This window comes from Devosia lacusdianchii, assembly GCF_022429625.1.
In the GTDB taxonomy this organism is placed as follows: Bacteria; Pseudomonadota; Alphaproteobacteria; order Rhizobiales; family Devosiaceae; genus Devosia; species Devosia lacusdianchii.
Map to the genome: position 1 here is coordinate 1,368,751 of NZ_CP092483.1, position 23,914 is coordinate 1,392,664.

Genomic DNA, 23,914 nt, shown 5'->3' on the forward strand with positions numbered 1-23,914 from the left:
CTTCGGTATGTCACTGAATAATAAGGACTATCCATGCCGGCCTCCACCGGGCCTCACGCTGCCGATCCCACTGTCGACACGCCAAAGATCATCACCAGCGCCGCGCTATTTGAGGGCAGCGGCGAGGTCCTGATCCTTCACAACGGCGTGCCGTATCGCCTCCGCATCACCCGCCAAGACAAACTGATCCTGACCAAATAGGCTTTGAAATTGATCGCGAACGCCAAGCCCCCGACCGAAATCCGCCGCCTGCGGGCGCTCCATCCCGAGATGCGCGAACGTGATTTCGCGCGCATTCACGGCATCTCCGAAGCCGAGCTGGTCGCCGCCGAAGTCGGCCGCAGCGCCATCCGGCTGCGCCCCGACGTTGAGGTTCTGCTCAACGGCCTTCGCGCTGCCGGCGAAGTGATGGCGCTCACCCGCAACGAGAGCGCCGTCCACGAAAAGATCGGGCCCTACGAGAAGGTCGTCATCGGCCCCATGGCCTCTATGGTCTTGGGCGAGCAGATCGACCTGCGAATCTTCCCGTCCAAATGGGCCTTCGGCTTCGCCGTCGAAAAGGCGGGCGAGGAGGGCGCAGTGCGCCGCTCCCTGCAGTTCTTCGACGCTCAGGGGCAGGCGGTGCACAAGGTCCATGCACGCCCGGCAACTAATCTCGAAGCCTGGTCGGTCCTCGTGACCAGTCTCCGCCACGCTGAGCAGGCCGATTCCATCGAGATTGCCCCGGCCGCTCCCGTCGCTCTGCCGGGTGAGGCCGCCGATGTGGCGACCTTGCGCGAGCATTGGCGGGCGCTAACCGATACGCATCAGTTCTTCGGCATGCTGAAGAAGCTCAATCTGCCGCGTCTGGCCGCTGTCGAGATGGTCGGCGAAGACCTCGCCTGGCAGCTCGATGCCAAAGCCGTCGAGGAAATGTTCGCCTCCGTTGCCGGCACCGACCTGCCGATCATGGCCTTTGTCGGCAATCACGGCTGCATCCAGATCCATGCCGGCCCGATCACCAATATCAAGCCGATGGGCCCCTGGCTCAACGTCATGGACGAGACCTTCCACCTGCACCTGCGGCTCGATCACATCGCCTCGGTCTGGGCGGTTCGCAAGCCCACCAGCGACGGCCACGTCACCTCGGTCGAGGTCTATGACGGCAATCGCGAACTCATCATCCAGTTCTTCGGCAAGCGGCAGGAAGGCTCCGACGAACGGGCCGGCTGGCGCACCGCCGTCGAACGCCTCCCGCTTCACAGCCAATCCAACGCCGCTTGAGAACCAACATGTACGCCTTTCACTCTGCCCGCCTTGCTGGCGCCGCTCTCCTGGCTCTGACCCTCGGCGTAGCCAGCGCCACCGCGCAGGATTTGCACCCTTTCGCCGATACCTCCCGCGTAGTCTCCATCGGCGGCTCGCTCACCGAGATCGTCTTCGCGCTGGGCGAAGAGGCCAAGCTTGTCGCGCGTGATCAGACCGCCGTTTACCCCGAGGCCGCGATGGCGCTGCCCGATGTTGGCTATATGCGTCAGCTGGCGCCCGAGGGTGTCCTGTCCGTCAGCCCCTCGGCCCTGCTGGTCATCGAAGGCAGCGGTCCGCCCGAGGCCCTTGAGGTTCTGAGCACCGCTGGCGTCGAATACCAGACCGTGCCTGAGGGCTATTCTGCTGACGGCGTTCTGGTCAAAATCCGCGCCGTCGGACAGGCCCTCGATGCCGAGGACAAGGCCGAGGCCCTGGCGACCGAGGTCGAGCAGCAGTTCGTTGACCTGGCGGCCCGCACCGCAACCATCACCGAGCCCAAGCGCGTCCTCTTCGTGCTCTCGACCCAGGGCGGCAAGATCCAGGCTTCTGGTACCGATACGGCGGCGGCAGGCATTATCGCCCTGGCCGGCGCAACCAACGCCATCGATGAGTATTCCGGCTACAAGGCGCTGACCGAAGAAGCCATCATCGACGCTGCCCCCGACGCTATCGTGATGATGGATCGTGGTGGTGACCACGCCGCAACCGACGCCGATCTACTTGCCAATCCTGCCATCGCACTCACCCCGGCCGGCAAGACTGCCACCATCTACCGCCTCGACGGCGCCTACCTCCTCGGCTTCGGTCCCCGCACCGCCGCCGCGGCCGGTGAGCTCGCCGACTTGCTCTACGGCGCGCAATAGGTTCCGGGCCGATGGCGAGCACACTGACCATGTCCGGGGCCGATCTCGCTCCGGACACCCGGGCCGATGGCGATCGCAGCAGTCTCGGGCGCCTCGCCATCGCCGTCCTGGCCGTCTTGCTGGTGGTCATGATGGTGGTGTCGATGACGACAGGCGCCTCCGGTGCCTCCGCCTGGACCATTATCCGCGGGTGGTTCGGCTTTGCGCCCGAGCACGCCGAGCAGGCTTTGCGTGACCATGCCGTGATCTACAATATCCGCCTGCCGCGCATGCTGCTGGGCGTAATGGTTGGTGCAGCGCTGGCCGTTTCGGGCCTGCTCATGCAGGGACTGTTCCGCAATCCACTGGCCGATCCTGGTCTGGTCGGCGTCTCGGCCGGCGCCGGCCTTGGCGCGGTGAGCATCATCGTGCTCGGCACCACCATGTTGGCGCCATTGACCGCCTTTCTGGGCATCTACGCGCTCCAACTCGCCTCGTTCGCCGGCGGCCTGGTTACCACCTTCCTGCTTTATCGCGTCGCGACACGCAGCGGCCAGACCGCTATCGCCACCATGCTGCTGGCGGGCATTGCAATTGCCGCACTGGCCGGCGCGATCACCGGCGTGATGGTCTATATCGCCACCGACAGCCAGTTGCGCGACCTGACCTTCTGGGGGCTCGGCTCCCTCTCTGGCGCCAATTGGACCAAGATCGCCGCTTCCGGCCCCATCATTGCCGTTGCCCTGGTGGTCGCGAGTTTCCTCGCCAAGGGCCTCAACGCCCTGACCCTGGGCGAAGCTACCGCCGCGCATCTCGGCGTGCCCGTGCAGCGGTTCAAGATCCTCACCATACTGGCTGTAGCCGGCGCTACGGGTGCGTCCGTCGCCGTCAGTGGCGGCATTGGTTTCGTCGGCATCGTCGTGCCCCACCTGCTGCGGCTCGTGATTGGCCCTGACCATCGCTACCTGTTGCCGGCGACGGCCCTTCTGGGCGCCTCGTTCCTGCTGGCGGCCGACGCGGTCAGCCGCGTCGTCGTGGCGCCGGCCGAACTGCCGATCGGCATCATTACCGCAGCCTTCGGCGGTCCGTTCTTCCTGTGGATTTTGCTGCGCCGCCGCGCGGCCTTCGCCTGGTGATCCGATGATCAACGTTCAGTCGCTTTCGGTCAGCCTTGGCCAACGCCAGATCCTGCACAACGTGTCGTTCACCGCCGCACCCGGCGCCATCACAGCCGTCATCGGCCCCAACGGCTCGGGTAAGTCGACGCTGATGAAGGCCATCTGCCGTGACCACGCCTATACCGGCAGTGTAACCATCAACGGCCGCGACTTCGCGTCTCTCAGCCCCGTCAACGCCGCCTCCATGCGCGCCGTGCTGCCGCAGTCGAGCACCCTGCCATTCCCCTTCACCGTGCGCGAAGTCGTTGCCCTGGGCCTCACCGCCGGCCGTCCAGGCGTGCCATCAGGCATGCTGCGTAAATTGCCCGACATGGCGCTGTCCGCCGTGGACCTCTCAGGTTTCGGCGGCCGCTACTATGGCGAGCTCTCCGGCGGTGAGCAGCAGCGCGTGCAGCTTGCCCGCGTGCTCTGCCAGGTCTGGACCCCGATCCTCGATGGCGCGCCGCGCTACCTGTTCCTCGACGAACCGGTCTCCAGCCTGGACGTCAAGCACCAGCTGATGATCATGGACGCAGCCCGTCGTTATGCCGATGCCGGCGGCGGCGTTATCGCCATCCTGCACGATCTCAACCTCGCCGCCATGTATGCCGATACCATCCTCGCTCTGCGCGATGGACGTGTTACCGGCTTTGGCTCGCCCGGCGACGTCCTGACCGATCAGCTGATTGCCGAGGTCTTCGATTGCCCGTTGCGCGTGGGCGCGACGCCGCTCCCGGGCACGCCTTTCGTGCTCCCCCAATCCGCCGGCCGCCTGCGCCGTCCCGATTTCAACGTCAAGGTTGCCTCATGACCACTCGCACTTTCGCCGCCCTCATGGGGCTCACCCTCCTTTGCGCGCCCGTCGTGGCGCAGGACGTGGCTCCCGCGTCGCTCGATCTCGAGCTCAATGCTCTGCAACCGGCCGAAGCCGGTTGCCGCGTTACTTTCCTCGCCACCAATAAACTCGGTGGCCAGCTGGACCGCGCCGCCGTCGAGCTGGCGCTGTTCGACACATCAGGCACCATCGACCGCATCGTCACGCTCGATTTCAAGGATTTGAGCGAGGGCAAGACCAAGGTGCTGCAGTTCGAGCTGGCAGGTCTCCAATGCGACGGCCTCGGCCGTCTTCTGGTCAACGACGTCAGCGCCTGCGAAGGCACGATCAGCCCGGCCACCGTCTGCCTTGATGCCCTCAAGCCGAGCACCTCGCTCGATGTCACGTTCGGGGTCTAGGTCATGGAAGCGGATGCTGCACACAGCTTTTCCATGTTCGCCCTGTTCATGCAGGCGGACTGGGTCGTCAAATCGGTCATGCTCGGCCTGCTCCTCGCTTCGGTCTGGTGCTGGGCCATCATCGCCAACCGTATCGCCACCTATGCCCGTGCCCGCCGTGACATGGCGGCCTTCGATCGCGCCTTTGCCTCGACCAATTCCCTGGCCGACCTGCGCGGCGAGTATGTCGATGCCAATGCTACCGGCCTCTCCGCCGTCTTCCTCGCGGCCATGGAGGAATGGGACAAGAGCCATGCCCAGCAGGCGGCAACCGCCGGCGGCCTGCAGAGCCGCCTCGAAATCGCCCTCGATCTCGCCGTCAGCGAGCAGAGTGCCGCACTCGAAAAGCGTCTCGGCTTCCTCGCGACCATTGGCAGCGCCGGCCCCTTCGTGGGCCTGTTCGGTACCGTCTGGGGCATCATGAATGCCTTCACCGCCATTGCCTCGGCTGAGAACACCAGTCTCGCCGTGGTCGCGCCCGGTATCGCCGAAGCCCTGTTGGCGACGGCGCTCGGCCTACTCGCCGCCATCCCGTCGGTCATCGCCTACAACAAGCTCAATGCCGATGCCGGCAAGCTGATCGGCCGCCTCGAAGCATTCGCCGACCGCTTGGTCGCGCTGCTCTCCCGTCAGCTCGATGCTGGGAAGGCCAGCTGATGGGCATGTCTGCCGCCGGATCGAAGGCAGCGCGCGGTCGCGGGCGGGGCAGGGCCCGCAACGCCGCCATTAGCGATATCAACGTCACGCCCCTTGTCGACGTCATGCTGGTGCTGCTGATTGTCTTCATGGTCGCCGCGCCGCTCATGACCATGGGCGTGCCGGTCAATCTGCCGCAAACCGCGGCCCAGGCCATGCCGCTCGAACGCAAGCCGATCACCGTCACGGTTACGCCCGATGGCGCGATCTCCATCGAGGATCAGCCCCTGACCCTCGAAACCCTGGTGCCCGCTGTCGAGGCCCTGGCCGTCGAAGGCACCGACGAGCGCCTCTACGTTCGCGGCGACGCGACCGCTGCCTATGGCGCGATCATGGAAGTGATGGGTGCGCTCTCCGCCGCCGGTTATGGCCAGATCGGTCTCATCACCGAACGCAAGCCGAGCCAGTAGATGCAGCGCGCACTTCCCGGTTCGCTGCTGGCGCATGCAGCCATTGTCGGCGTCGGCCTTGTCGGTTTCGCCTGGCCGCAGCCTGACGACGCCCCAGCCGCCGAGTCCGTGAACGTCAGCATTATCAGCATGTCCAGCGTGTCGTCTAACGCCACCCAGGTCGTGCAAAGCGACGCGATCGAGAACCTGGTGTCGTCAGGGACATCAGCGCCGTCAGTCGAACCGGTCAAGCCCGACACGATCGAACCCGTCACCGACCCCATCACGCCATTGCGGCCCAAAACGCCGATCGAGCCCCTCGAACCGGAGCCGCCGCTGGAGCAACCCGCCGAGTCCGAAGCGCTGACGCGGGCTGAGCCGGTCAACGAAGTTGCGCTGCTGAGCTCCACCGCGGTCGCCAGCCTCACCAGCCAGCCCCTGACCGCAACGCCAGCCCCGTCGATCGAACCGGTGAGCAGTGAAGACCTCAACGCCGCTCCCGTTCCCCGCACCCTGAGCTTCGAGCGCCCCAGCGAGCCCACCGCGCGTCCAACGCCTCAGCAGCAACCCAAGCCACCCACCCCCAAGCCACCCACGCAAAGCGGCAATGGCGGCTCCAACAATGCCGACGCGGTCGCCTCAGCCGCATCGTCCGCCCAACAGGCGGGCGGCGGCAGTGGTGGCGATGCCGAGACGGCGCGTTACCCCGGCGAAGTCCTGCGCAAGCTGCGGCGCGCATTGCGCAGCGGCAATGGCCCCAGTGGCGAAGTCGTGGTGCGCTTCACCGTGCTTGCCAACGGCCAGGTCGCCGGCGTCAGCATCGGCCGCTCATCCGGCAATGCGGCGGTCGACCAGGCGGGCCTCGCCACCGTCAGCCGCGCCGCTCCCTTCCCGCCAATCCCGCCGCAAGCCAACCGCGCCAACTGGACCTTCGATGTCCCCCTGGCCTTCGGCGGCTGACCACGCAAAAAGGGCGCCCGAGGCGCCCTTTCTTTGGCCTGCGGGCCACATCAACCGCGGTGGCTCCTGAAGATCTTGACGACCACGACCGCCGCCGCCGCCGCGATTGCCATACCCATGGCCGGGTGCAGCATCGACGACATGCTGGCCTCCGCATCCGTCCGCATCAGGTACTGCACGAACGGGATGGCGTAGAGCACAGCCGTCAGGCTGCTCCACCACCGCAAAGCGCGGATTCGCTTGTCGGTCCACGTGCCCCAGACCATCAGTACGACCGGGACCGAGGCGATGAAGGCCCATCCGGTTAGCACCATGATCGGCGCGGCAATGGCGGATATGGTGACGTAGCGCGGGGCAATCTTGTGGGATTTGTCCTTGCGCTGGGTAAAGTTGTCGGTGGTCATTTTCAATGCTCCTTGAATGGTGCGGTTCGCTGTGGAACCGCGGTGGGATGGGAGCACCGGCACAGGGCGCCGGTGCCTTATGCCTCAGGCGCGGCTGCCGATTGCAGCGACGAGTGCTGCGAGAAGCGAGAGGGCGGCAGCGCCGAAATACGCGGCCGAGTACCCACCGGCTAACGCGGCGACATTCGTGGCGCCGGCCGTGGCAAGATTGCCGGTCTGGCTCATCGCCAGCGTGAACAGCAGGGCTAGCCCCAGCGCGCCGCCGACCTGCTGGCTGGTGTTGACCAGCCCGCTAGCGAGTCCGCTATCGGTCTCGGTCACGCCCTGCACGGCGAGCTCAGTCCCGGCGATAAAGGCGCCACCCAAGCCGACGCCGATGATGATGCTGGGCCCGAGCAGGTGCAGCACGAAGTTGGCGCCAATGGGAGCCAGGGCGAGCCAAGCAAGGCCGACGGCAAGCACGACCAGCGATGCGGCCAGCGTCCGGGCCGAACCGGCCTTGGCGATGACAGGCGGCAGCATTCCGGCGGTGACGATTAGCGCCAAAGCCAGCGGCAATTGGCTGATGCCGGCCGTCATGGCGTCGTAACCCAGCACGTTCTGCATATGCAGCGACAGCACGAAGAACAGGCCCACCGTCACGCCGCCAATCATCAGCATGACCACATTGCCCAGCGTCACCGCACGGTTGGCGAAGATCGAAAACGCGACCAGCGGATCACGTGTGTTCAGCTCGATGACGACGAACAGGGCCAGCAGCATGATTCCGGCAGCGGCCAAGCCGAGCGTCACCGGCGACAGGAACCCAAGCTCCAACACCATCGACAGCGCCGCAACCAGGGCTACGACACCACCAGTTACCGTCACCGCACCTGGCAGATCGAGCTTTGCCTTGGTGGTCACGGCATCGCGGCTGACTAGACCGGGGATCACAGCCAACACCAGCAGGCCCACCGGCACGTTGATGAAGAAGATCGCCGACCAGCCATAGCTGGCCGTCAGCACGCCACCGAGCAGCACGCCGGCGGCGCTGCCCATACCAGCCACCGCACCCCAGATGCCGAGCGCCTTGGCGCGGCCGTCATCGGCCGGAAAGAGTTGCATCAGCAGCGCCAGCGCTGCCGGCGCAAGCATCGCCGCCGAAGCACCCTGCACGGCACGCGCCGCCAACAGCATCGCCCCATTGAGCGAGAGGCCCGCCGCCAGCGACGCCGCGATGAAGCCGAAAACGCCGGCGAGGAAGATGTTACGGTGCCCGTAGCGATCGGCCAGACGCCCACCCAGCATCAGCAGCCCGCCAAACGGCAGCACATAGGCGGTGATCACCCAGGTGAGCAGGGTCTCGTCGAGCCCCAGACCTGCACCCAGGCTGGGCAGAGCGATGTTGACGATCGAAGCATCGAGCACCACCAGAAACTGCGCCAGCGCCAGAACGGTAAGCGCCAGCCAGCGGTGGCTGGTGCGGGGGATGGAAGGTGCCGCGATTGCGGCAGACGTTGCATTGGTCATTTTCAGTCTCCTTGTCGGTTTGGTGATAGAGTGTGAGTAGTCACTCACTTACTAGTTTCAAGAAATGGCGCCGTAACGCCTTCCCTTGGCGGGGAGGGCAGGGCGCCAGTGAAAGCCAGCGGACAGCTTCGAAATTGTATTCCCGGCGGTTGTTCCGCCGGATCGGCTACCGGCTAGTGCCGGATATTGCGGGCCACGATGCGAGCCCAATCGTCATCGAACTCGTAGATGTCGGTGGTGGTGATCAGGTGGCAGAGCTGGCCGAACGCAATGAAGCGCTGCACGGCATCGTCGCTGGCCCCACTGCGCTGCTTGGTGAACCGCACGATGCGGGCCAGCCCGCGCCGCACCACTTCGCGGATCGCCGGAATGTCCGAAGCGCCCTGCGCGTGCACTTGGATCATGATGATCGTCCGGTCGGCGATGAGATCTGCATAGCCTTCGCCCATCTGGTCGAGGATTTCGTCCGGCGATCGGCCCTCGGCGGCAGCCGCACTCCGTTCCAGCGTCTCCTCGATCCGTTCGTAGCAGCGCTCCACCGCCGCTACGAACAGCTCCTCCTTGGTGGGAAACAGCTTGAACACATAGGCCTGGCTGATCCCGGCTCCGGCCGCGACGGCGGTCACCGGCGTCGAAGCAAAGCCGGCCTTGGCAAAGGCCACCAGCGCCGCCTCGACTATGGCTTCGCGGCGGGTATCGGAGTCGGAGAGATTGGTGCGCGTGTTTTTCATGGTGAGTGAGTACATACTCACCAGTACAAATAGTGTCAAGCGGCATTCGTTTCGGCCAGGCCATTTCCGGCCAGCTCAAGGCTTAGGTGCTTTGTCGCGATGGCACGATCCGGCTATCGTTGGAACTTGCCCACTGGCACACCCGGCACATCGGCCCGGAAGCTGATGATGCCGTCGAGTCCGCCATCGTCAGTCTTGGAATCGAGGCTGGTGACGAACACCGTCCGCATGTCCTCGCCACCGAAGCACGGCATTGTCGGGTGCTGCAGCGGTACGTCGACGTGACCGAGCAACACCCCATCAGCCGAAAAGCGATTGATGCGCTGCGCCGATGGTCCCGCCGACCAGTAAGTGCCTTTGACATCGCAGGCCCCGCCGTCCGGCCGCCCATTGGCCTCGTTGCGGTCACGCAGCCGCCGCCGATTGCTGACCGCGCCCGTTGCCGCGTCAAAATCCCAGCAATCCAGCCACATGCCGCCACGCGAATCCGAGTGATAGAGCCGCGTCCCAGCAGCGTTCCACGCCAGCCCGTTCGATATCGTAATGCCCTCGGCAATCACCTGCACCGACCCGTCAGGCCCCACCCGATAAAGCTTGGCCGCATCGCCACCGGCATCCATGCTGCCCACCCAGAATGCACCGTCCGGCCCCACCTTGCCGTCATTGAGCCGCATCTCCGGCTTGGCATGCTCCAGACGCGCCACCACCTCGCGTGCCCCGCTCTGCGGATCGAACAGCACCACGTCATTGCGCAGCGCCACCACCAGCCGCCCACCCTGCGCCAACCCGAAGCTCGGCACCGGCTCACCAAAACTCCAGCGCTGCCGCGCGCCATTGGCAATATCGAGCGCATGGATCACCCCGGCCGGAATATCGCACCACAGCAGTCGCTGCCGCTCCCCGTCCCATACCGGACTTTCGCCCACGCCAAAGCGCTCGGCGACCACGACAGTGATCTCGGGCTGCATGCTCTCATTCATCGTCAAAACACTCGCCATCGAAGCTCGCCACCAACCGCCGCCGCGTCCAACCCCGCAACGTCATTCCCGCGAAAGCGGCAATCTCCCTTCCTTGTTCTCAACCAGGATTCCGCTTCGCGGGAATGACGCCGTGAAATCAGCCCTACCGCTGCAGCGCCACATCATGCGCCAGGCTCCACTCGCGATAGCGCCGCCGGCCACCCTCCAGATGCTGCCGCATTGCCGCCCGCGCCTCGTCGGCCCGCCGATCGCTGATCGCGTCGAAGATGCGTCTGTGCTCGCTCTGGATATTTTCGAGAAATTCCGACTTGTCCTTCTCGTCGGTAAAGCTCGCGCCCAGCGCCCGTCGCGGGATCAGTCGCTCGCCCATTTCATCGACGAACAGACGAAACCGCATATTATTGGTCGCATCCGCGATGGCGCGGTGAAAGCTGCGATCCGCGTCGGTCGCTAGGCTATTGTCTTCCAGATGCCGCGCAAACTGGCTCAGCGCCTGTTCCATGCGCAGCAGGTTGGTCTCCGTGCGCCGCTCTGCTGCCAGTCCCGCCGCTTCGATTTCCACGCTCATGCGGAATTCGATGAAGTCGAGCACGTCTCCGATATCCTGGGGCGCCTCCATGAACATCGAACCGCCAACCGCCTTGGGCGGCGCACTGACATAAACGCCACTGCCGCGCAGCGAGCGCAAGCGGCCCTCCGCCTTGAGGCTGGCGATCGCCTCGCGCACCACCGTCCGGCTCACCGAAAATTTCTCGCAGAGTTGGTCTGAAGGGGGCAGCTTGTCGCCGGGCTTCAGCCCCTCGTCGGCGATCAGTCGTACCAGGCCGGTCTTCACCCGGTCGGTCAGCCTCGGCGCTTCGGTCTCAACCATGTTTATCTGTCATTCAGAACGCGTTCATCTACGTGGTAAAATACGACAATTTGTCATCCTGCGATAGCTTTGGGGCCTGCGGCTTCAAAGCAAAAAACGATCGCTGGCGGCGGTTCAATCTTGTAGCATGACAAAATCTGTAATACAACTGCAGAGAAGTCATAAAACACGAGAGCGCGGACCATGTATGTAGGCACCCAATTGAGCGGCGGAAAGCTGGAGGAGGTGGGTGATCGTTACCTGCGGCAGCTCGCCCAGCTCGGCATCGTCCATGTCTGCATCGACCCGCCCGGTAGCGCTTATACTTGGACGCGCGACGTCCTCCGCCGCCATATCGATCGCGTCCAGGCGGCCGGACTCGTCCTTGACATGGTGCAACTCCCGCTGCCGTCGTCAGGCATCGACAAGCCCCACGGTTCGCCCGCCATCGTGCTGGGAGGGGCCGAACGCGATCGCGAGATCGATGGCATCTGCCGGCTGATCGAGGATTTGAGCGCCATGGGCATTGGTGCCGCCAAGTACAATTTCAACCTGCTCGGCATTCCGCGCACCACGTCCGAACGTGGCCGCGGCGGCGCCATCCTCTCCACCTGGCGCGCCGACCGGGCCGAAGACGGCGAGGTGCTGACGCGAGCAGGGCAGGTGAGCACCGAGCAGATGTGGGAGCGCATCGCCTATTTCCTTGAGCGTGTCGTGCCGGTCGCCGAAGCGAGCAAGGTGCGCCTTGCCTGCCACCCGCACGACCCGCTGACGCCGCCCGGCTACAAGGGCATGGAAGAGCGCGTTCTGGGCAGCGCCGAGGGCCTCAAGAAGTTCGTCTCCATTGCCGAAAGTCCCTATCACGGGCTCAATTTCTGCCAGGGCACCATCGCCGAAAGTCTTGAAAATCCACGCGAGGAGATCGGCGACATCATCCGCTGGTTCGGCGAACGCAAGAAGATCTTCAACGTCCATTTCCGCAACATCAAGGGCGGCCGCTACTCCTTCACCGAGGAATTTCCCGATGCCGGCGACATGGACATGCCCGCCGCCCTGCGCCTCTACAAGGAGGTCGGCGTCGACTGCATGATCATGCCCGACCACGTCCCTGACATCGACGGCGAAGCCCCCTTCGAAACCGCCTTCGCCTTCAGCTTCGGCTACATCATCGCCCTGTTCCAGGCCAACGGCTGGGACCCTTACGGTCGATAGGGTGCCGGCGCTTTCTCCCCTCTCGCGGAGGAGCGCGCGGAACTCGTCCCAACCCCGATCGTCACCCTCGGGCTTGACCCGAGGGCTCTTCACTTGACTAGAGCGGCGCAAGTACAACCCTGGACGAGCCACAGCGGTAACGCCGCACGATCCACTAGCCCGCCCAGCCGTACCGTCATTCCCGCGAAAACAGGAACCTCCGTTCCCTTCCTCCGTCCCAAACATGGATTCCCGCCTTCGCGGGAGTGACCCAGCGGCTATCCCCAAACAAAAGCCCGGACCTGACGGCCCGGGCCATTCCGACACCAGGGAGTCCGTGCCGGATCTAACTATGCGCTGCGATCAGCCCTGCAAGCATCTCTCGCTCGTCCGCATCCAGCTCAACCAGCGGGCTGCGCACATTGCCGGCCGAGTGGCCCACAATATCCGCCCCTGCCTTGATCAGCGACACGGCATACCCTCGCCTGCGGTCGCGTAGGGCAATTAGCGGCAGGTAGAAACTCTTGAGCAGGCCCTGCACCGCCTCGCTGTCGCGTTGGCGGATGGCGCGATAGAAGCGCAGCGCCAGCTCCGGAACGAAGTTGAACACGGCCGACGAATAGGTGGTTACGCCCATCTCGAGGTAGGGCTGCGCAAACACCTCCGCAGTCGGCAACCCGCCGATATGCACCATGCGGTCGCCGATCCGGCTGGCGACCTGCACCATCAGCTGCAGGTCGCCAATACCGTCCTTGTAGCCGATCAGGTTGGGGCACATTTCCGCCAGCCGGGCCAAGGAGTCCGGGGTCAGCCGCGTATTGTCGCGCGCATAATAGATGACGCCGATGCCGACCGCGTCGCAGATTGCCTTCATATGGGCAATAATGCCGTCCTGTTCGGCAAACATCAGGTAGTGCGGCAGCACCAGGATGCCGGCCGCACCGGCCTTCTCGGCCCGCTTCGCCAGGTCCACCGCCATGCGCGTGCCATAGCCGACGCCGGCCAGCACCGGCACATTGGCGGCGCTGTTGCTGACCGCCGTTCGGATCACGTCGTCATATTCGTCATAGCCGATCGAGAAGAACTCGCCCGTGCCGCCCGCAGCGAACAGCCCGGCGGACTCATAAGACGAAAGCCACTGCAGGCGCCGCGCATAGGAGTCGCGGTCGAACTCGCCGGCGGCATCGAAATCTGTCACCGGGAAGGACAGCAGGCCCGAGCCGATCTTGGTCTTGATTTCGTCGAAGGTCACGTTCGGTCTCCCGGCCGATAATTAGTCATACTCATTTCTAATAGTCGGGCGCAAACACGCCTGTCAACACCGATTGATGGGCGGCAAATAGAAAGAAGTATGATTAGTTATTGACATGAAAAGCGCTGTCATACAAAAGTGCTCCACGTCAGCGATGCCTGATGGGAGGGAAAAATGAAGCATATGAGACTCGCCGCACTCACCGGCATCTCGTTTTTGGCGCTGGGCAGCGCCTCGGTCTGGGCCCAGAATTACCAGCAATCTCCGGTACTTGACGCGCTGGTTGCGAGCGGCGATCTGCCCGCCGTCTCCGAGCGCGTCGGCGCCGAACCGCGTGTGATTGTCCCCGTCAGCGAAGTCGGCAAATACGGCGGCACCTTCCGCGGCGGCATGGTCGGCGGCAATGACCGCAATATGCTCTTCACCTACTTCGGCTACGAGCCGCTGCTGGCATGGGATGCCGATTGGACCGGCGAAGTCGTCCCCAACATCGCCACCGGCTACACAGCCAGCGAAGACAGCACGTCCTTCACCTTCACGCTACGCGAAGGGATGAAGTGGTCCGACGGCAGCCCGTTCACTGCTGACGATGTCGCCTTCTTTATTCAGGATGTGCTGCCCGACGAAAAGCTGTTCCCGACCAAGCCGGGCTGGCTCACCGTCGAGGGCGAACTCCCAACGATCACCGTCAGTTCGCCGACTGAATTCACCATCTCCTGGACCAAGCCGAACGGTCTCTTCATCATCAACGCGGCGAGCGTCTACGGCGTGCAGCTTGCTCTGCTGAACAAGGCCTATTGCAGCCAGTTCATGCCCAAATACAATCCTGACGCCGAGGCAAACGCGACTGCCGCCGGCGCCGCCGATTGGGCCGAGCACATGACCAATATGTGCGGCGTGGGCATCGAAAACATCCAGCGCTGGCGCAATCCCGAGCGCCCGACCCTCGAAGCCTGGCATATCACCGAGCCCTACGAAGCCGGCGCCACCCGCGTCGCCTTCGAACGCAATCCGTACTATTGGAAGGTCGATACATCCGGGAACCAGCTTCCCTATATCGACGGGCTCAGCATCTCGGTGAATGCCGAGGCGCAGACGCTGTTGCTGAGCGTGCTGGCCGGCGAGATCGACTACGAAGTCCGCCACACCGCCAATGCCTCCAACCTGCCGGTTCTGGCCGAAGGCATGGAAGCCGGCAATTTCTACATCAGCGCCCGCGAGTCCCGCGTTGGCAACGCCTTGGCCATCTCGGTCAATCTCAATTCGCATGATCCGGTTAAGGCTGGGATTTTCGGCAACAAGGATTTCCGCGTCGCCCTGTCCCACGCCCTCGACCGCACGGCGATCATTGATACGCTGTTCCTGGGGCAGGGGACGCCGCAGCAGGTCTCGCCCCGCCAGGGCACGCCCTACTACAACGAACGCCTCGCTACCCAATACCTCGAATATAACGTGGAAGAGGCCAATCGCCTGCTCGACTCCATCGGTCTCGACAAGCGGGGCGGCAATGGCCTGCGCCTCGCTCCTGATGGCAGCCCGCTGGTGGTGAATGTCGCCGCCGTGACCGCCCTCGGCGCCAACGCCGACGCGGCCGAGCTGTTGGTCCAATACTGGCAAGCCGTGGGCATCGACGCCCGCTTCTCAGCCCAGGATCGCACCCGCTTCTACGAGGAGAAGACCGCCAGCCAGCACGACGTCGTCGTATGGGGCGCGACCTCGGGAGGCATCGACGTCTTCATCGACCCGCGCGACTACTTCCCCTTCTCCACCGAGTCTAACTTCGCCGTGGACTGGGCCAAGTTCTACATCGGCGACGGTGGCGTTGAGCCGCCCGAATACGTCAAGCAGCAGTGGGCGCTCTACGACCAGATCAAGGGCACGTCCGACACCGAGCAGCAGGCGGCCTTGTTTCAGCAATTGCTCGAAATCACCGCCGACCAGTTCTACCAGATCGGCATCAGCACCGCGATCCCGCAGCTGGCCGTGGTTTCCAACAACCTCGGCAACGTGCCGGAAGGCACTCCAACCGGCTGGATCCACCCCGATCCTGGCACGCTGAACACCGAGCAGTTCTACTTCAAGAACTAGGCCTTTCTCCCCCGATCCGGCCGGGCCACCCTGGCCGGATCATCTCCGCAATCGGATCGCCAGTTCATGCTGATCTTCATTCTCAAGCGGATCGCCGGAATGATCCCAGCCATGCTGGCGATCTCGATTCTGGCCTTCACCGTCATCCAACTGCCGCCGGGCGATTATGTCTCCACCTACGCCGCCCAGATCGCCCAGTCGGGCGAGTCGGTGGACAGCGCCGTGCTCAACAATCTGCGCGAACGCTACGGGCTGGGTGAGAATGTGGTCGTCCAGTATTTCAAATGGATCGGCGGCATCGCCCGGGGTGACTTCGGCGACAGCTTCGAGTGGAACCAGCCGGTGACCGATCTGGTCTGGGGCCGCATGGGCATGACCGCCCTGATTTCCCTGCTGACTCTGCTGACCATGTGGGCCGTCTCGCTGCCCATCGGCATCATCTCGGCAGTGCGGCAATATTCCATCATCGACTACCTGACCACCACCTTCGCCTTCCTGGCGACGGCCGTACCCGAATTCCTCGTGGCCATCGTGTTGCTCTACATTTCCACCATGTGGTTTGGCGTATCCGTCGGCGGCCTGTTCTCGCCGGCATTCGAGAATGCGCCCCTATCCTGGGCCAAGGCCTGGGACTTCCTTCAGCATGCCTGGATACCCATCCTGGTGATCGGCCTCGGCAGCACAGCCGCGCTGACCCGCATCATGCGCGCCAACCTGCTCGATGAGTTGCACAAACCCTATGTCGAGGCCGCGCGCGCCAAGGGCCTGCCCGAAACGCGCCTCATCCTCGCCTATCCGGTCCGTGTCGCCCTCAATCCCTTCATTTCCACCATCGGCTGGGTGCTTCCGGCCCTGATTTCGGGCGAGTTGATCGTGTCCACCGTTCTCAACCTGCCCACTGCCGGGCCGCTGCTGCTGCAGGCGCTCAAGAGCCAGGACATGTACCTCGCCGGCGCCTTCATCCTGCTCACCGGTGGCTTGGTCCTGATCGGCACGCTGATTTCCGACATCCTGCTGGCCATCTCCGACCCCAGGATCAGAATGTCATGAGCACCCCCGTGAACTCCGCCAACGACGAGGCATTGCTCGACCAGCAGGTTCATGCCGGCAGCCTTGTTGCGGCCAGCCAGTGGACGCTGATCTGGAACAAATTCAGCCGCCACCGGCTCGCCATGATCAGCCTGATCATCGTCGTCCTGATCTATCTGGTCGCCGCCTTCGCCGAATTCCTGGCGCCCTACGATCCCGGCAAGTTCGACCCGCGCTACACCTTTGCGCCGCCTCAGCAATTGCACTTCCTCGTTTCCGACGAGAACGGCACGCGCTTTGCCCCGCATGTGCTGGGCTACAAAAGCCAGGTCGACCCCAAGAGCTTCCGCCGCCTGTTCCAACCCGATCCGGACAAGGTCATCCCGGTGGGGCTTTTCGTCGAAGGCCAGCCCTACAAATTCTGGGGCATCTTCGAGACCAATCGCCATTTCATCGGCCCGATCGATCCCACCCAGCCGTTCTTCCTCATCGGCGGCGACCGTCTTGGGCGCGACCTCCTCAGCCGCACCATTCACGGCACCCGCATTTCCATGTCCATCGGTCTTGTGGGCGTCACCCTGTCGCTGGTGATCGGGCTCATCCTCGGCGGTATTTCCGGCTATCGCGGCGGCATGATCGACCGGGTGATCCAGCGCGTCATCGAGTTCATTCGCTCCGTGCCCACCATTCCGCTTTGGCTTGGCCTCGCCGCCGCCATGCCCAAGGATTGGCCGCCGCTCCAGATTTACTTCGCCATCCTCGTCATCCTGTCGCTGATTGGCTGGACCGAGATTGCCCGTGTTGTCCGCGGCCGCTTCCTCAGCCTCCGGCGCGAGGATTTCGTCATCGCGGCCCGGCTCGACGGGGTCAGCGAATTCCGCCTGATCATGCGCCACATGATGCCCTCGCTCTATTCGCACATCATCGCCGCGATCACCCTGGCCATACCCAACATGATCCTGGCCGAAACCGCGTTGAGCTTCCTCGGCCTCGGCCTGCAACCGCCGATCGTCAGTTGGGGCGTGCTGCTGCAGGATGCGCAGAACCTGCGCGCCATCACCCAGGCGCCATGGCAGTTCGTCCCCGGCGTTTGCGTGGTCGTCGCGGTGCTGGCCCTCAATTTCCTCGGCGATGGCGTGCGCGACGCCGCCGACCCCTATTCGAAGTGAGCCGGGCCATGAGCGACCAGACGATTCTTAGGGTTCGCAACCTCAGCGTGGATTTCCCGGTCAACAAGACCGTGGTCCACGCGGTCAAGGATGTCAGCTTCGATCTCAAGCGCGGCGAGACGCTGTGCGTGGTGGGCGAAAGCGGTTCCGGCAAGTCCGTGACGGCTCGCGCCATTCTGCAACTGGTCGCCAAGCCTGGCTCCATTACCGGCGGCCAGATAATGCTCGATACGGGCTCTGGCGAGATCGATATCGTCGCCCTTGGCAATCGTTGCAATGCCATCCGCGAAGTGCGCGGCAGGCGGATCGCCATGATCTTCCAGGAGCCGATGACCAGCCTTTCGCCGGTCCACACAATCGGGCACCAGATCACCGAGACCATCCTGCTGCATGAGAAGGTCAGCAAGGATGAGGCCCGCAAGCGCGCCGCAGCGCTTCTCGCCCGCGTCCGAATCCCCGATCCCGAAAAGGCGCTCGACCGCTATTCCTTCGAGTTCTCCGGCGGCATGCGCCAGCGCGCCATGATCGCCATGGCGCTGTCCTGCAATCCGGAAATCCTTATCGCCGACGAGCCGACCACCGCGCTCGACGTCACCACCCAGGCCGAAATCCTGTCGTTGATCCGCGAACTGCAGCGCGACCGCGGCATGGCCGTGCTGTTCATCACCCACGACATGGGCGTCGTCGCCCAGATCGCCGACCGCGTCATGGTGATGTTCCGCGGCACCAAGGTCGAGGAAGCCGGTGTATTCGACCTCTTCGAGCGGCCGCAACAGGCCTACACCCGCGCGCTGCTCGGCTCCGTCCTGAAGCTCGAGAGCCCGGCGCCGCGCCCACCACGTCCCGCGACCGAAAAGCCCATCGCCCGCATCGACAACCTGCAGCTGCATTTCCCGTTGAATTCAGGCTTCATGGGCCGGCCAACCGCCTATCTCAAGGCGATCGACGGCGTCAGCCTGACCATTAATGAGGGCGAAACCGTCGGCGTGGTCGGTGAATCCGGCTCAGGTAAGACCACCCTCGGCCGCACCCTGCTGCGTGTCTACGACCCCACCGGCGGCCAGGTGATCTACTGGCCCGGCCAGGGCGAACCGGTCGATATTGCCACGCTGGGCAAGAAGGGCATGAAGTCGCTCTATGGCGAAGTGCGCATGGTCTTCCAGGACCCGCATTCCTCGCTCAATCCCCGCATGACCATCTATCAGACCATCTCCGAACCCCTCCGCACCAATACCGACATGAGCGAGCGGCAGATGATGGATCGGGTGTCCGAACTGCTATCCCGCGTCGGCCTGCCGCCCGATATCGGCGATCGCTATCCCCACGCCTTTTCGGGTGGTCAACGTCAGCGGATTTCTATCGCCCGCGCCATCGCCGTGCGGCCTCGGCTGATCATCGCCGACGAGCCCACTTCAGCGCTCGACGTCTCCCTGCGCCACCAGGTGCTCGATCTGATGCGCGACCTGCAGAACGAGTATGGGCTCTCTTACCTGTTCATTTCGCACGATATTTCGGTCATCCGCTATTTCTGTGATCGTGTTGCGGTGATGAAAAATGGCAAGTTTGTCGAGGTGGGCGACGTGGTGCAGATTTGCGAACATCCGCAGCAGGAATATACGCAGACCCTGATTGGCGCTGTGCCGCGCCCCGATCCGCGCCTGCGTGCCGACGCGCCCGCCTGAGGAAATACCAATGTCCCAAATCTTGCTGACTGGCGCCTCCGGACGGCTCGGCACGCATCTGCGTAACTGGTTCACGGCCAAAGGCCGCGCATTCCTTGCCACGGACATGGCGCCATCATCGGACGGCGCAGCCATCGCGATCGCCGACCTTGCCGATCGTGCCGCCGTCGACAACCTGATGGCGCACGACATCTCCGCCGTCGTCCACTTTGGCGGCATGGCCAAGGAAGCCGGCTGGCAGACTGTGCTCGAAGCCAACATTATGGGCGCTTACAATGTCTTCGAGGCTGCGCGTAACGCCGGCGTCGGCCGCATCATATTCGCCTCCTCCTACCACGTGCAGGGCATGTACCCGACTGGCGATACCCCGATCACCCTGGACCAGCCGTATCGTCCAGACTCGCTCTACGGCGTCTCCAAGGTATTCGGTGAAACGCTCAGCCGGCTCTACTTCGACAAGTTCGGCATCGAATGCCTGGCCATCCGCATCTGCACTGCCGGCAATCCGGGCACCCCGCGCGAAGCGCGGCTCTGGTTCAACCGGGACGATCTGGCGAGCCTCGTCGATCACGCCCTTGATATGCCAGCGCTCGGCCACCGCACCATTTTCGGCATTTCGAACAATCCCAACGCCTTCTACATCAACTCTCCCGATCCCGATTTCGGCTGGTCGCCCCGCCACGGTTCACTCGAACTCGGCACCCCCGACCCGCACGAACCGCTCGACCCCACCGACGCGCGCAATCGGCTGACCGGCGGCATCTTCGCCGAATGGGGCCATTTCGACGACGAGCCTGCTCCTTAGGACCGCGTTGCACGCCGCGCATCTTCCTCTTGCAGCGGATTTTATTGCGCTTCCGTGCCCCTTGCTCTACCGTCGCTCTCGACACGCAATAACAGGTGCGTTCGGGCGCGAACCGGTGAGCCGGTTTCCGCGACCGCGCACGTCAGGAGACCTTAGTGACCGATTCCGATCGGTCCGCAGCCGTGCTTTCGTCCCCGGACGAGCCGGCGATCCGTGCCCCGTCCGGTCCTGGACAGGCGGGGAGGGTAGGGGACCATGGTCCCGCGCCCGGAGCGGACAAGCGGACAGCGCCCGCTGCCAATCCAATCCGCCGCCACCGCGGACCCATTTACGCTGCGCTCGATCTCGGCACCAACAATTGCCGCCTGCTGATCGCCCGCCCGCATGATCATGGATTCCGTGTGCTCGACGGCTTCACCCGCATCGTCCGGCTTGGCGAGGGCGTGTCCGTTACCGGACGCCTCTCTGACGCCGCCATGGAGCGGACGATGGAAGCGCTGCGGCAGTGCCGCAACAAGCTACGCGAACATCAGCCGTCTCGCATGCGGCTCATCGCCACCGAAGCCTGCCGCGCCGCCGAAAACGGCCCCGCCTTCCTGGCCCGGGTCAAGGAAGAGCTCGGCCTCGATCTCGAGATCGTCGACCGCCGCACCGAGGCCGAACTGGCCGTCACCGGCTGTGCCGACCTCATCGAAGGCACTGCTGCCGGTGCCCTGATGTTCGATATCGGCGGCGGCTCGTCCGAACTGGCCTGGCTCGATTTCCGTGGCGGGCGTCCAAAGTCCCAGGGCCGCATGTCGGCCTCGATCCGCTCCTGGCAATCGCTGCCGGTTGGCGTAGTTTCGATTGCCGAGAAGTTCGGCGGCATCGACGTCACCACCGAGGTCTTCGAGGCGATGGTCCGGCACGTCTCCGAGCATTTGCGCCAGTTCCGTGGTCGCGAAAAACTGCGGCAGATGATCGCCAACCACCCTGTGCACCTCATCGGCACGTCCGGCACCGTCACCACGCTTGCCGGCCTGCATCTGGGCCTCGAACGCTACGAGCGCCAGAAGGTCGATGGCCTGTGGATGCGCCGGGCCGAGGTGGATGACACCATGAAGGTGCTGCTCGGCATGCCGTTCGAGCGGCGCGTCGCCCATCCCTGCATCGGCCGCGACCGCGCCGACCTGGTGCTGCCCGGCTGCGCCATTTTCGAGGCTATCCGCCGCGAATGGCCCACCGAGCGCGTGCGCGTCGCCGATCGCGGCCTGCGCGAAGGCATACTGATCTCGCTGATGGATGCCGACCGGACGAAGTCGCGCGCAACACGCTATCCGCGGAGGAATGGCAATGGTGGATAAAGCCCTCGGAACCGGCGGCCGCAAGTCCGAAAAAGACCTCAAGATCCGCGTGAAGTCGGCCAAGGGCCGCAAGGTGAGCTCCACCAAGTGGCTCGAACGCCAGCTCAATGATCCCTATGTCGCCAAGGCCCGCGCCGAAGGCTACCGCTCCCGCGCCGCCTTCAAGATCAAGGAGATGGACGAAAAGCATAAGCTCTTTCGCAAGGGCATGCGCGTCGTCGATCTGGGCGCCGCCCCCGGCGGCTGGTCGCAGGTCGCCGCCAGGGCCACGGGCTCGACCGATCTCAACCCGCTGATCGTCGGCATCGATTATCTGGAAATGGACCCCATTCCCGGTGTCATCCTGCTCAAGAAGGATTTCACCGACGATGACGCTCCCGCTCAGCTGATCGCTGCCATGGGCGGCAAGAAGGCTGATATCGTCATGTCCGACATGGCCTGGCCGACCACGGGCCACCGCCCGACCGATCACCTGCGCATCGTGCAACTGATCGAGATCGCCGCCGCCTTCGCGCTCGACGTTCTGACCCCCGGCGGCGTCTTCGTCGCCAAGGTGTTCCAGGGCGGCACCGAGCATGAGCTGCTGCACATGCTCAAGCGCCACTTCAAGACCACCTTCCACGCCAAGCCCCCCTCCAGCCGCTCCGACTCTGCCGAGGCCTATCTGATTGCCAAGGGCTTCAAGGGCAGCAACGACACGGTGCAAGGCGAGGGCGAATACGACCGGTAGACCCACCTCTCCCTTGGGGGGAGAGGTTGGCGCCCAGCGCCGGGTGAGGGGCCTTTACGGGGTGAGGTGCCTGAGTAAGGCCCCTCACCCCGACCGAAGACGGTCGACCTCTCCCCAAAGGAGAGGCAAGACGGGCTAGTGCCCCCCACCGCCACCATGCCCACGCGTCAGCTGATGCCCCGCATTCTTCGGCAACCTCAAGAACATCACCGTCGAAATCAGGCAGATCGCCGCCAGCATCATGAAGGCGAAGTGGAAGTCTGCGAGCATGATTTCGCCGCCACGCAATGCCGTGCTGGCCTCCAGCATCCCGCCACCCAGCGCCACGCCCAGCGCGATGGATAGCTGCGTCGAAACCTGCGCCATCACGTTGGCCTGACCGGCATCCTTGTCCTCGATATCGGCAAACACGAAGGCATTGCTGCCGGTCCAGAAGATCGATTGCCAGAAGCCGACGAACACCAGGATGGCGATGATCAGCGCGATGGCCGTTTCCGGCGTGTAGAGCCCCATCGCCAGCAGGCCGCATGCCGAAATCGCCGTCGACAGCGCCAGCGACAGGCGGAAGCCCATTCGCTGGAACACGGTATTGGCGGCAAACTTGGCGATGATCGCCCCCACCGCGCCGGCAAAGGTGATCATCCCCGATTCAAACGGCGTGTAGCCGAAGCTGAGCTGCAGCATCAGCGGGAACAGGAACGGTATCGCCCCCTGTCCCAACCGGAAGAACGTGCCGGCCACAACAGCACTGCGAAAAAATGGAAACCGCAGCAGCCGCAGGTCGAACAGTGGATTATCCGTCGATAGCGCATGCCGCGCGTAAAGATACGCCAGCCCAATGCCCAGCGCAGTGGCCGCAACGCCGATGACCGGCGGCAGAGCCGGCAGGCTGATCACCGATGTCCCGAACGCGAACAGCGCAAACGCCGGCCCGGCCAGCGCAAAGCCTTTGAAGTCGATGGCTCGCGGCGCATTGCGCATGGTCTCGGGCAGGAACTTGCTCACCAGCGCGATACCCAGAATGCCGATCGGCACATTGATCAGGAAGATCCAGTGCCACGAAAAATACGTCGTGAGGAAACCACCGAATGGTGGTCCCACGATCGGCCCCACCAGCCCCGGAATGGTCAGCCACGCCATGGCATTGACCAGATCATGCCGCGGCGTCGCCCGCACCAGTACAAGTCGCGCCACCGGCGTCATCAGCGCCCCGCCCATGCCCTGCAGAAACCGCGCGCCCACGAAGGCCGTCAGTGAATTGGCGAAGGCGCAGGCGACCGAGCCCAATACAAACACCAGCATGGCCACGCGGAACACGTTACGCGCCCCGAACCGGTCGGCCATCCAGCTCGAAATCGGGATGAAGATGGCCAGCGCCACCAGATATGCCGTCAACGCCAGCTTCAGCGAAATCGGATCGGTCCCGATATCGGCGGCGATGGCGGCCAGCGATGTAGCAATAACCGTCGAGTCCATGTTTTCCATGAACAGGGCAGTGGCAAGGATAAGCGGCGTGATACGTGACACGGCAAATTGCCGGAGCGAACG

The 23,914-nt window shown here is 64.1% G+C and carries 24 protein-coding genes; 17 read left to right on the forward strand and 7 right to left on the reverse strand.

Annotation, left to right across the window (positions count from 1 at the left end; genetic code table 11):
* Positions 1–33 precede the first annotated feature (33 nt).
* From hemP to MF606_RS06700, 9 genes are read left to right on the forward strand one after another with little or no spacing between them, the layout of a single operon-like run.
* Entirely contained in the window at positions 34–201 is a 168-nt protein-coding gene (hemP, locus tag MF606_RS06660) for a hemin uptake protein HemP (protein WP_240233027.1), read from the forward strand.
* Between the two features lie 9 nt (positions 202–210).
* Positions 211–1,263 (forward strand): hemin-degrading factor, encoded by a 1,053-nt coding sequence (locus tag MF606_RS06665; protein WP_240233028.1) that lies wholly within the window; start codon positions 211–213, stop codon positions 1,261–1,263.
* 8 nt (positions 1,264–1,271) lie between these two features.
* The gene (locus tag MF606_RS06670; protein WP_240233029.1) at positions 1,272–2,150 is read left to right on the forward strand and encodes a heme/hemin ABC transporter substrate-binding protein; all 879 of its coding nucleotides are present in this window, start codon (positions 1,272–1,274) and stop codon (positions 2,148–2,150) included.
* 11 nt (positions 2,151–2,161) lie between these two features.
* Entirely contained in the window at positions 2,162–3,265 is a 1,104-nt protein-coding gene (locus MF606_RS06675; protein WP_240233030.1) for a FecCD family ABC transporter permease, read from the forward strand.
* Between the two features lie 4 nt (positions 3,266–3,269).
* Complete coding sequence (locus MF606_RS06680; protein ID WP_240233031.1) at positions 3,270–4,097, forward strand: heme ABC transporter ATP-binding protein; 828 nt, start codon at positions 3,270–3,272, stop codon at positions 4,095–4,097.
* The gene (locus MF606_RS06685; protein WP_240233032.1) at positions 4,094–4,519 is read left to right on the forward strand and encodes a hypothetical protein; all 426 of its coding nucleotides are present in this window, start codon (positions 4,094–4,096) and stop codon (positions 4,517–4,519) included. Before MF606_RS06680 ends, MF606_RS06685 begins: the two co-directional genes overlap by 4 nt.
* Before the next feature lie 3 nt (positions 4,520–4,522).
* A complete protein-coding gene (gene tolQ, locus MF606_RS06690; RefSeq protein WP_240233033.1) occupies positions 4,523–5,215 on the forward strand; it encodes a protein TolQ in 693 nt (230 codons plus the stop codon).
* Positions 5,215–5,664 (forward strand): ExbD/TolR family protein, encoded by a 450-nt coding sequence (locus MF606_RS06695; RefSeq protein ID WP_240233034.1) that lies wholly within the window; start codon positions 5,215–5,217, stop codon positions 5,662–5,664. The genes tolQ and MF606_RS06695 overlap by 1 nt, the downstream gene beginning before the upstream one ends.
* A complete protein-coding gene (locus MF606_RS06700) occupies positions 5,665–6,603 on the forward strand; it encodes an energy transducer TonB family protein (RefSeq protein ID WP_240233035.1) in 939 nt (312 codons plus the stop codon).
* A 50-nt stretch (positions 6,604–6,653) separates the two neighbouring features.
* Here the strand turns inward: MF606_RS06700 and MF606_RS06705 are convergent, their stop codons facing one another.
* From MF606_RS06705 to MF606_RS06725, 5 genes are all read right to left on the reverse strand, one after another.
* Positions 6,654–7,007, reverse strand: coding sequence for a hypothetical protein (locus tag MF606_RS06705; RefSeq protein WP_240233036.1), 354 nt, complete (start codon positions 7,005–7,007; stop codon positions 6,654–6,656).
* Between the two features lie 84 nt (positions 7,008–7,091).
* Positions 7,092–8,516: a DHA2 family efflux MFS transporter permease subunit gene (locus MF606_RS06710; protein WP_240233037.1), complete on the reverse strand. Its 1,425-nt coding sequence runs from the start codon at positions 8,514–8,516 to the stop codon at positions 7,092–7,094.
* Positions 8,517–8,689: 173 nt separating this feature from the next.
* Positions 8,690–9,247, reverse strand: a complete 558-nt coding sequence (locus MF606_RS06715; protein ID WP_240233038.1) for a TetR/AcrR family transcriptional regulator — start codon at positions 9,245–9,247, stop codon at positions 8,690–8,692.
* Positions 9,248–9,360: 113 nt separating this feature from the next.
* Positions 9,361–10,245 (reverse strand): SMP-30/gluconolactonase/LRE family protein, encoded by an 885-nt coding sequence (locus MF606_RS06720; protein WP_240233039.1) that lies wholly within the window; start codon positions 10,243–10,245, stop codon positions 9,361–9,363.
* A 124-nt stretch (positions 10,246–10,369) separates the two neighbouring features.
* Positions 10,370–11,098 (reverse strand): FadR/GntR family transcriptional regulator, encoded by a 729-nt coding sequence (locus MF606_RS06725; protein ID WP_240233040.1) that lies wholly within the window; start codon positions 11,096–11,098, stop codon positions 10,370–10,372.
* Positions 11,099–11,281: 183 nt separating this feature from the next.
* Here MF606_RS06725 and MF606_RS06730 point away from each other — a divergent pair, with 183 nt between their 5' ends.
* Positions 11,282–12,289, forward strand: a complete 1,008-nt coding sequence (locus MF606_RS06730) for a mannonate dehydratase (protein WP_240233041.1) — start codon at positions 11,282–11,284, stop codon at positions 12,287–12,289.
* A gap of 325 nt (positions 12,290–12,614) precedes the next feature.
* On the opposite strand, the gene kdgD is transcribed toward MF606_RS06730, so the two are convergent.
* Positions 12,615–13,520: a 5-dehydro-4-deoxyglucarate dehydratase gene (gene kdgD, locus MF606_RS06735; RefSeq protein ID WP_240233042.1), complete on the reverse strand. Its 906-nt coding sequence runs from the start codon at positions 13,518–13,520 to the stop codon at positions 12,615–12,617.
* 174 nt (positions 13,521–13,694) lie between these two features.
* Here kdgD and MF606_RS06740 point away from each other — a divergent pair, with 174 nt between their 5' ends.
* The 7 genes from MF606_RS06740 to MF606_RS06770 all read left to right on the forward strand — a co-directional run bounded on the left by MF606_RS06740 (position 13,695) and on the right by MF606_RS06770 (position 22,366).
* A complete protein-coding gene (locus MF606_RS06740) occupies positions 13,695–15,608 on the forward strand; it encodes an ABC transporter substrate-binding protein (protein ID WP_240233043.1) in 1,914 nt (637 codons plus the stop codon).
* Positions 15,609–15,674: 66 nt separating this feature from the next.
* Positions 15,675–16,658, forward strand: coding sequence for an ABC transporter permease (locus MF606_RS06745; RefSeq protein WP_240233044.1), 984 nt, complete (start codon positions 15,675–15,677; stop codon positions 16,656–16,658).
* Positions 16,655–17,806 (forward strand): ABC transporter permease, encoded by a 1,152-nt coding sequence (locus tag MF606_RS06750; protein WP_240233045.1) that lies wholly within the window; start codon positions 16,655–16,657, stop codon positions 17,804–17,806. Before MF606_RS06745 ends, MF606_RS06750 begins: the two co-directional genes overlap by 4 nt.
* 8 nt (positions 17,807–17,814) lie before the next feature.
* Positions 17,815–19,488 (forward strand): ABC transporter ATP-binding protein, encoded by a 1,674-nt coding sequence (locus MF606_RS06755; RefSeq protein ID WP_240233046.1) that lies wholly within the window; start codon positions 17,815–17,817, stop codon positions 19,486–19,488.
* A gap of 10 nt (positions 19,489–19,498) precedes the next feature.
* On the forward strand, positions 19,499–20,293 hold the full coding sequence (locus tag MF606_RS06760; protein ID WP_240233047.1) for an NAD-dependent epimerase/dehydratase family protein: 795 nt from the start codon (positions 19,499–19,501) through the stop codon (positions 20,291–20,293).
* Between the two features lie 155 nt (positions 20,294–20,448).
* Complete coding sequence (locus MF606_RS06765) at positions 20,449–21,636, forward strand: Ppx/GppA phosphatase family protein (protein WP_240233048.1); 1,188 nt, start codon at positions 20,449–20,451, stop codon at positions 21,634–21,636.
* Positions 21,626–22,366, forward strand: coding sequence for an RlmE family RNA methyltransferase (locus tag MF606_RS06770; RefSeq protein ID WP_240233049.1), 741 nt, complete (start codon positions 21,626–21,628; stop codon positions 22,364–22,366). Before MF606_RS06765 ends, MF606_RS06770 begins: the two co-directional genes overlap by 11 nt.
* A gap of 135 nt (positions 22,367–22,501) precedes the next feature.
* Here the strand turns inward: MF606_RS06770 and MF606_RS06775 are convergent, their stop codons facing one another.
* The gene (locus MF606_RS06775; protein ID WP_240233050.1) at positions 22,502–23,893 is read right to left on the reverse strand and encodes an MFS transporter; all 1,392 of its coding nucleotides are present in this window, start codon (positions 23,891–23,893) and stop codon (positions 22,502–22,504) included.
* Positions 23,894–23,914 lie beyond the last annotated feature (21 nt).

Coding starts and splice junctions, on each gene's coding strand:
- hemP (WP_240233027.1), top strand. CDS start 34: ATGCCGGCCTCCACCGGGCCTCACGCTGCCGATCCCACTGTCGACACG.
- MF606_RS06670 (WP_240233029.1), top strand. CDS start 1,272: ATGTACGCCTTTCACTCTGCCCGCCTTGCTGGCGCCGCTCTCCTGGCT.
- MF606_RS06675 (WP_240233030.1), top strand. CDS start 2,162: ATGGCGAGCACACTGACCATGTCCGGGGCCGATCTCGCTCCGGACACC.
- MF606_RS06680 (WP_240233031.1), top strand. CDS start 3,270: ATGATCAACGTTCAGTCGCTTTCGGTCAGCCTTGGCCAACGCCAGATC.
- MF606_RS06685 (WP_240233032.1), top strand. CDS start 4,094: ATGACCACTCGCACTTTCGCCGCCCTCATGGGGCTCACCCTCCTTTGC.
- tolQ (WP_240233033.1), top strand. CDS start 4,523: ATGGAAGCGGATGCTGCACACAGCTTTTCCATGTTCGCCCTGTTCATG.
- MF606_RS06695 (WP_240233034.1), top strand. CDS start 5,215: ATGGGCATGTCTGCCGCCGGATCGAAGGCAGCGCGCGGTCGCGGGCGG.
- MF606_RS06700 (WP_240233035.1), top strand. CDS start 5,665: ATGCAGCGCGCACTTCCCGGTTCGCTGCTGGCGCATGCAGCCATTGTC.
- MF606_RS06705 (WP_240233036.1), bottom strand. CDS start 7,007: ATGACCACCGACAACTTTACCCAGCGCAAGGACAAATCCCACAAGATT.
- MF606_RS06710 (WP_240233037.1), bottom strand. CDS start 8,516: ATGACCAATGCAACGTCTGCCGCAATCGCGGCACCTTCCATCCCCCGC.
- MF606_RS06715 (WP_240233038.1), bottom strand. CDS start 9,247: ATGAAAAACACGCGCACCAATCTCTCCGACTCCGATACCCGCCGCGAA.
- MF606_RS06720 (WP_240233039.1), bottom strand. CDS start 10,245: ATGGCGAGTGTTTTGACGATGAATGAGAGCATGCAGCCCGAGATCACT.
- MF606_RS06725 (WP_240233040.1), bottom strand. CDS start 11,098: ATGGTTGAGACCGAAGCGCCGAGGCTGACCGACCGGGTGAAGACCGGC.
- MF606_RS06730 (WP_240233041.1), top strand. CDS start 11,282: ATGTATGTAGGCACCCAATTGAGCGGCGGAAAGCTGGAGGAGGTGGGT.
- MF606_RS06740 (WP_240233043.1), top strand. CDS start 13,695: ATGAAGCATATGAGACTCGCCGCACTCACCGGCATCTCGTTTTTGGCG.
- MF606_RS06745 (WP_240233044.1), top strand. CDS start 15,675: ATGCTGATCTTCATTCTCAAGCGGATCGCCGGAATGATCCCAGCCATG.
- MF606_RS06750 (WP_240233045.1), top strand. CDS start 16,655: ATGAGCACCCCCGTGAACTCCGCCAACGACGAGGCATTGCTCGACCAG.
- MF606_RS06755 (WP_240233046.1), top strand. CDS start 17,815: ATGAGCGACCAGACGATTCTTAGGGTTCGCAACCTCAGCGTGGATTTC.
- MF606_RS06760 (WP_240233047.1), top strand. CDS start 19,499: ATGTCCCAAATCTTGCTGACTGGCGCCTCCGGACGGCTCGGCACGCAT.
- MF606_RS06770 (WP_240233049.1), top strand. CDS start 21,626: ATGGTGGATAAAGCCCTCGGAACCGGCGGCCGCAAGTCCGAAAAAGAC.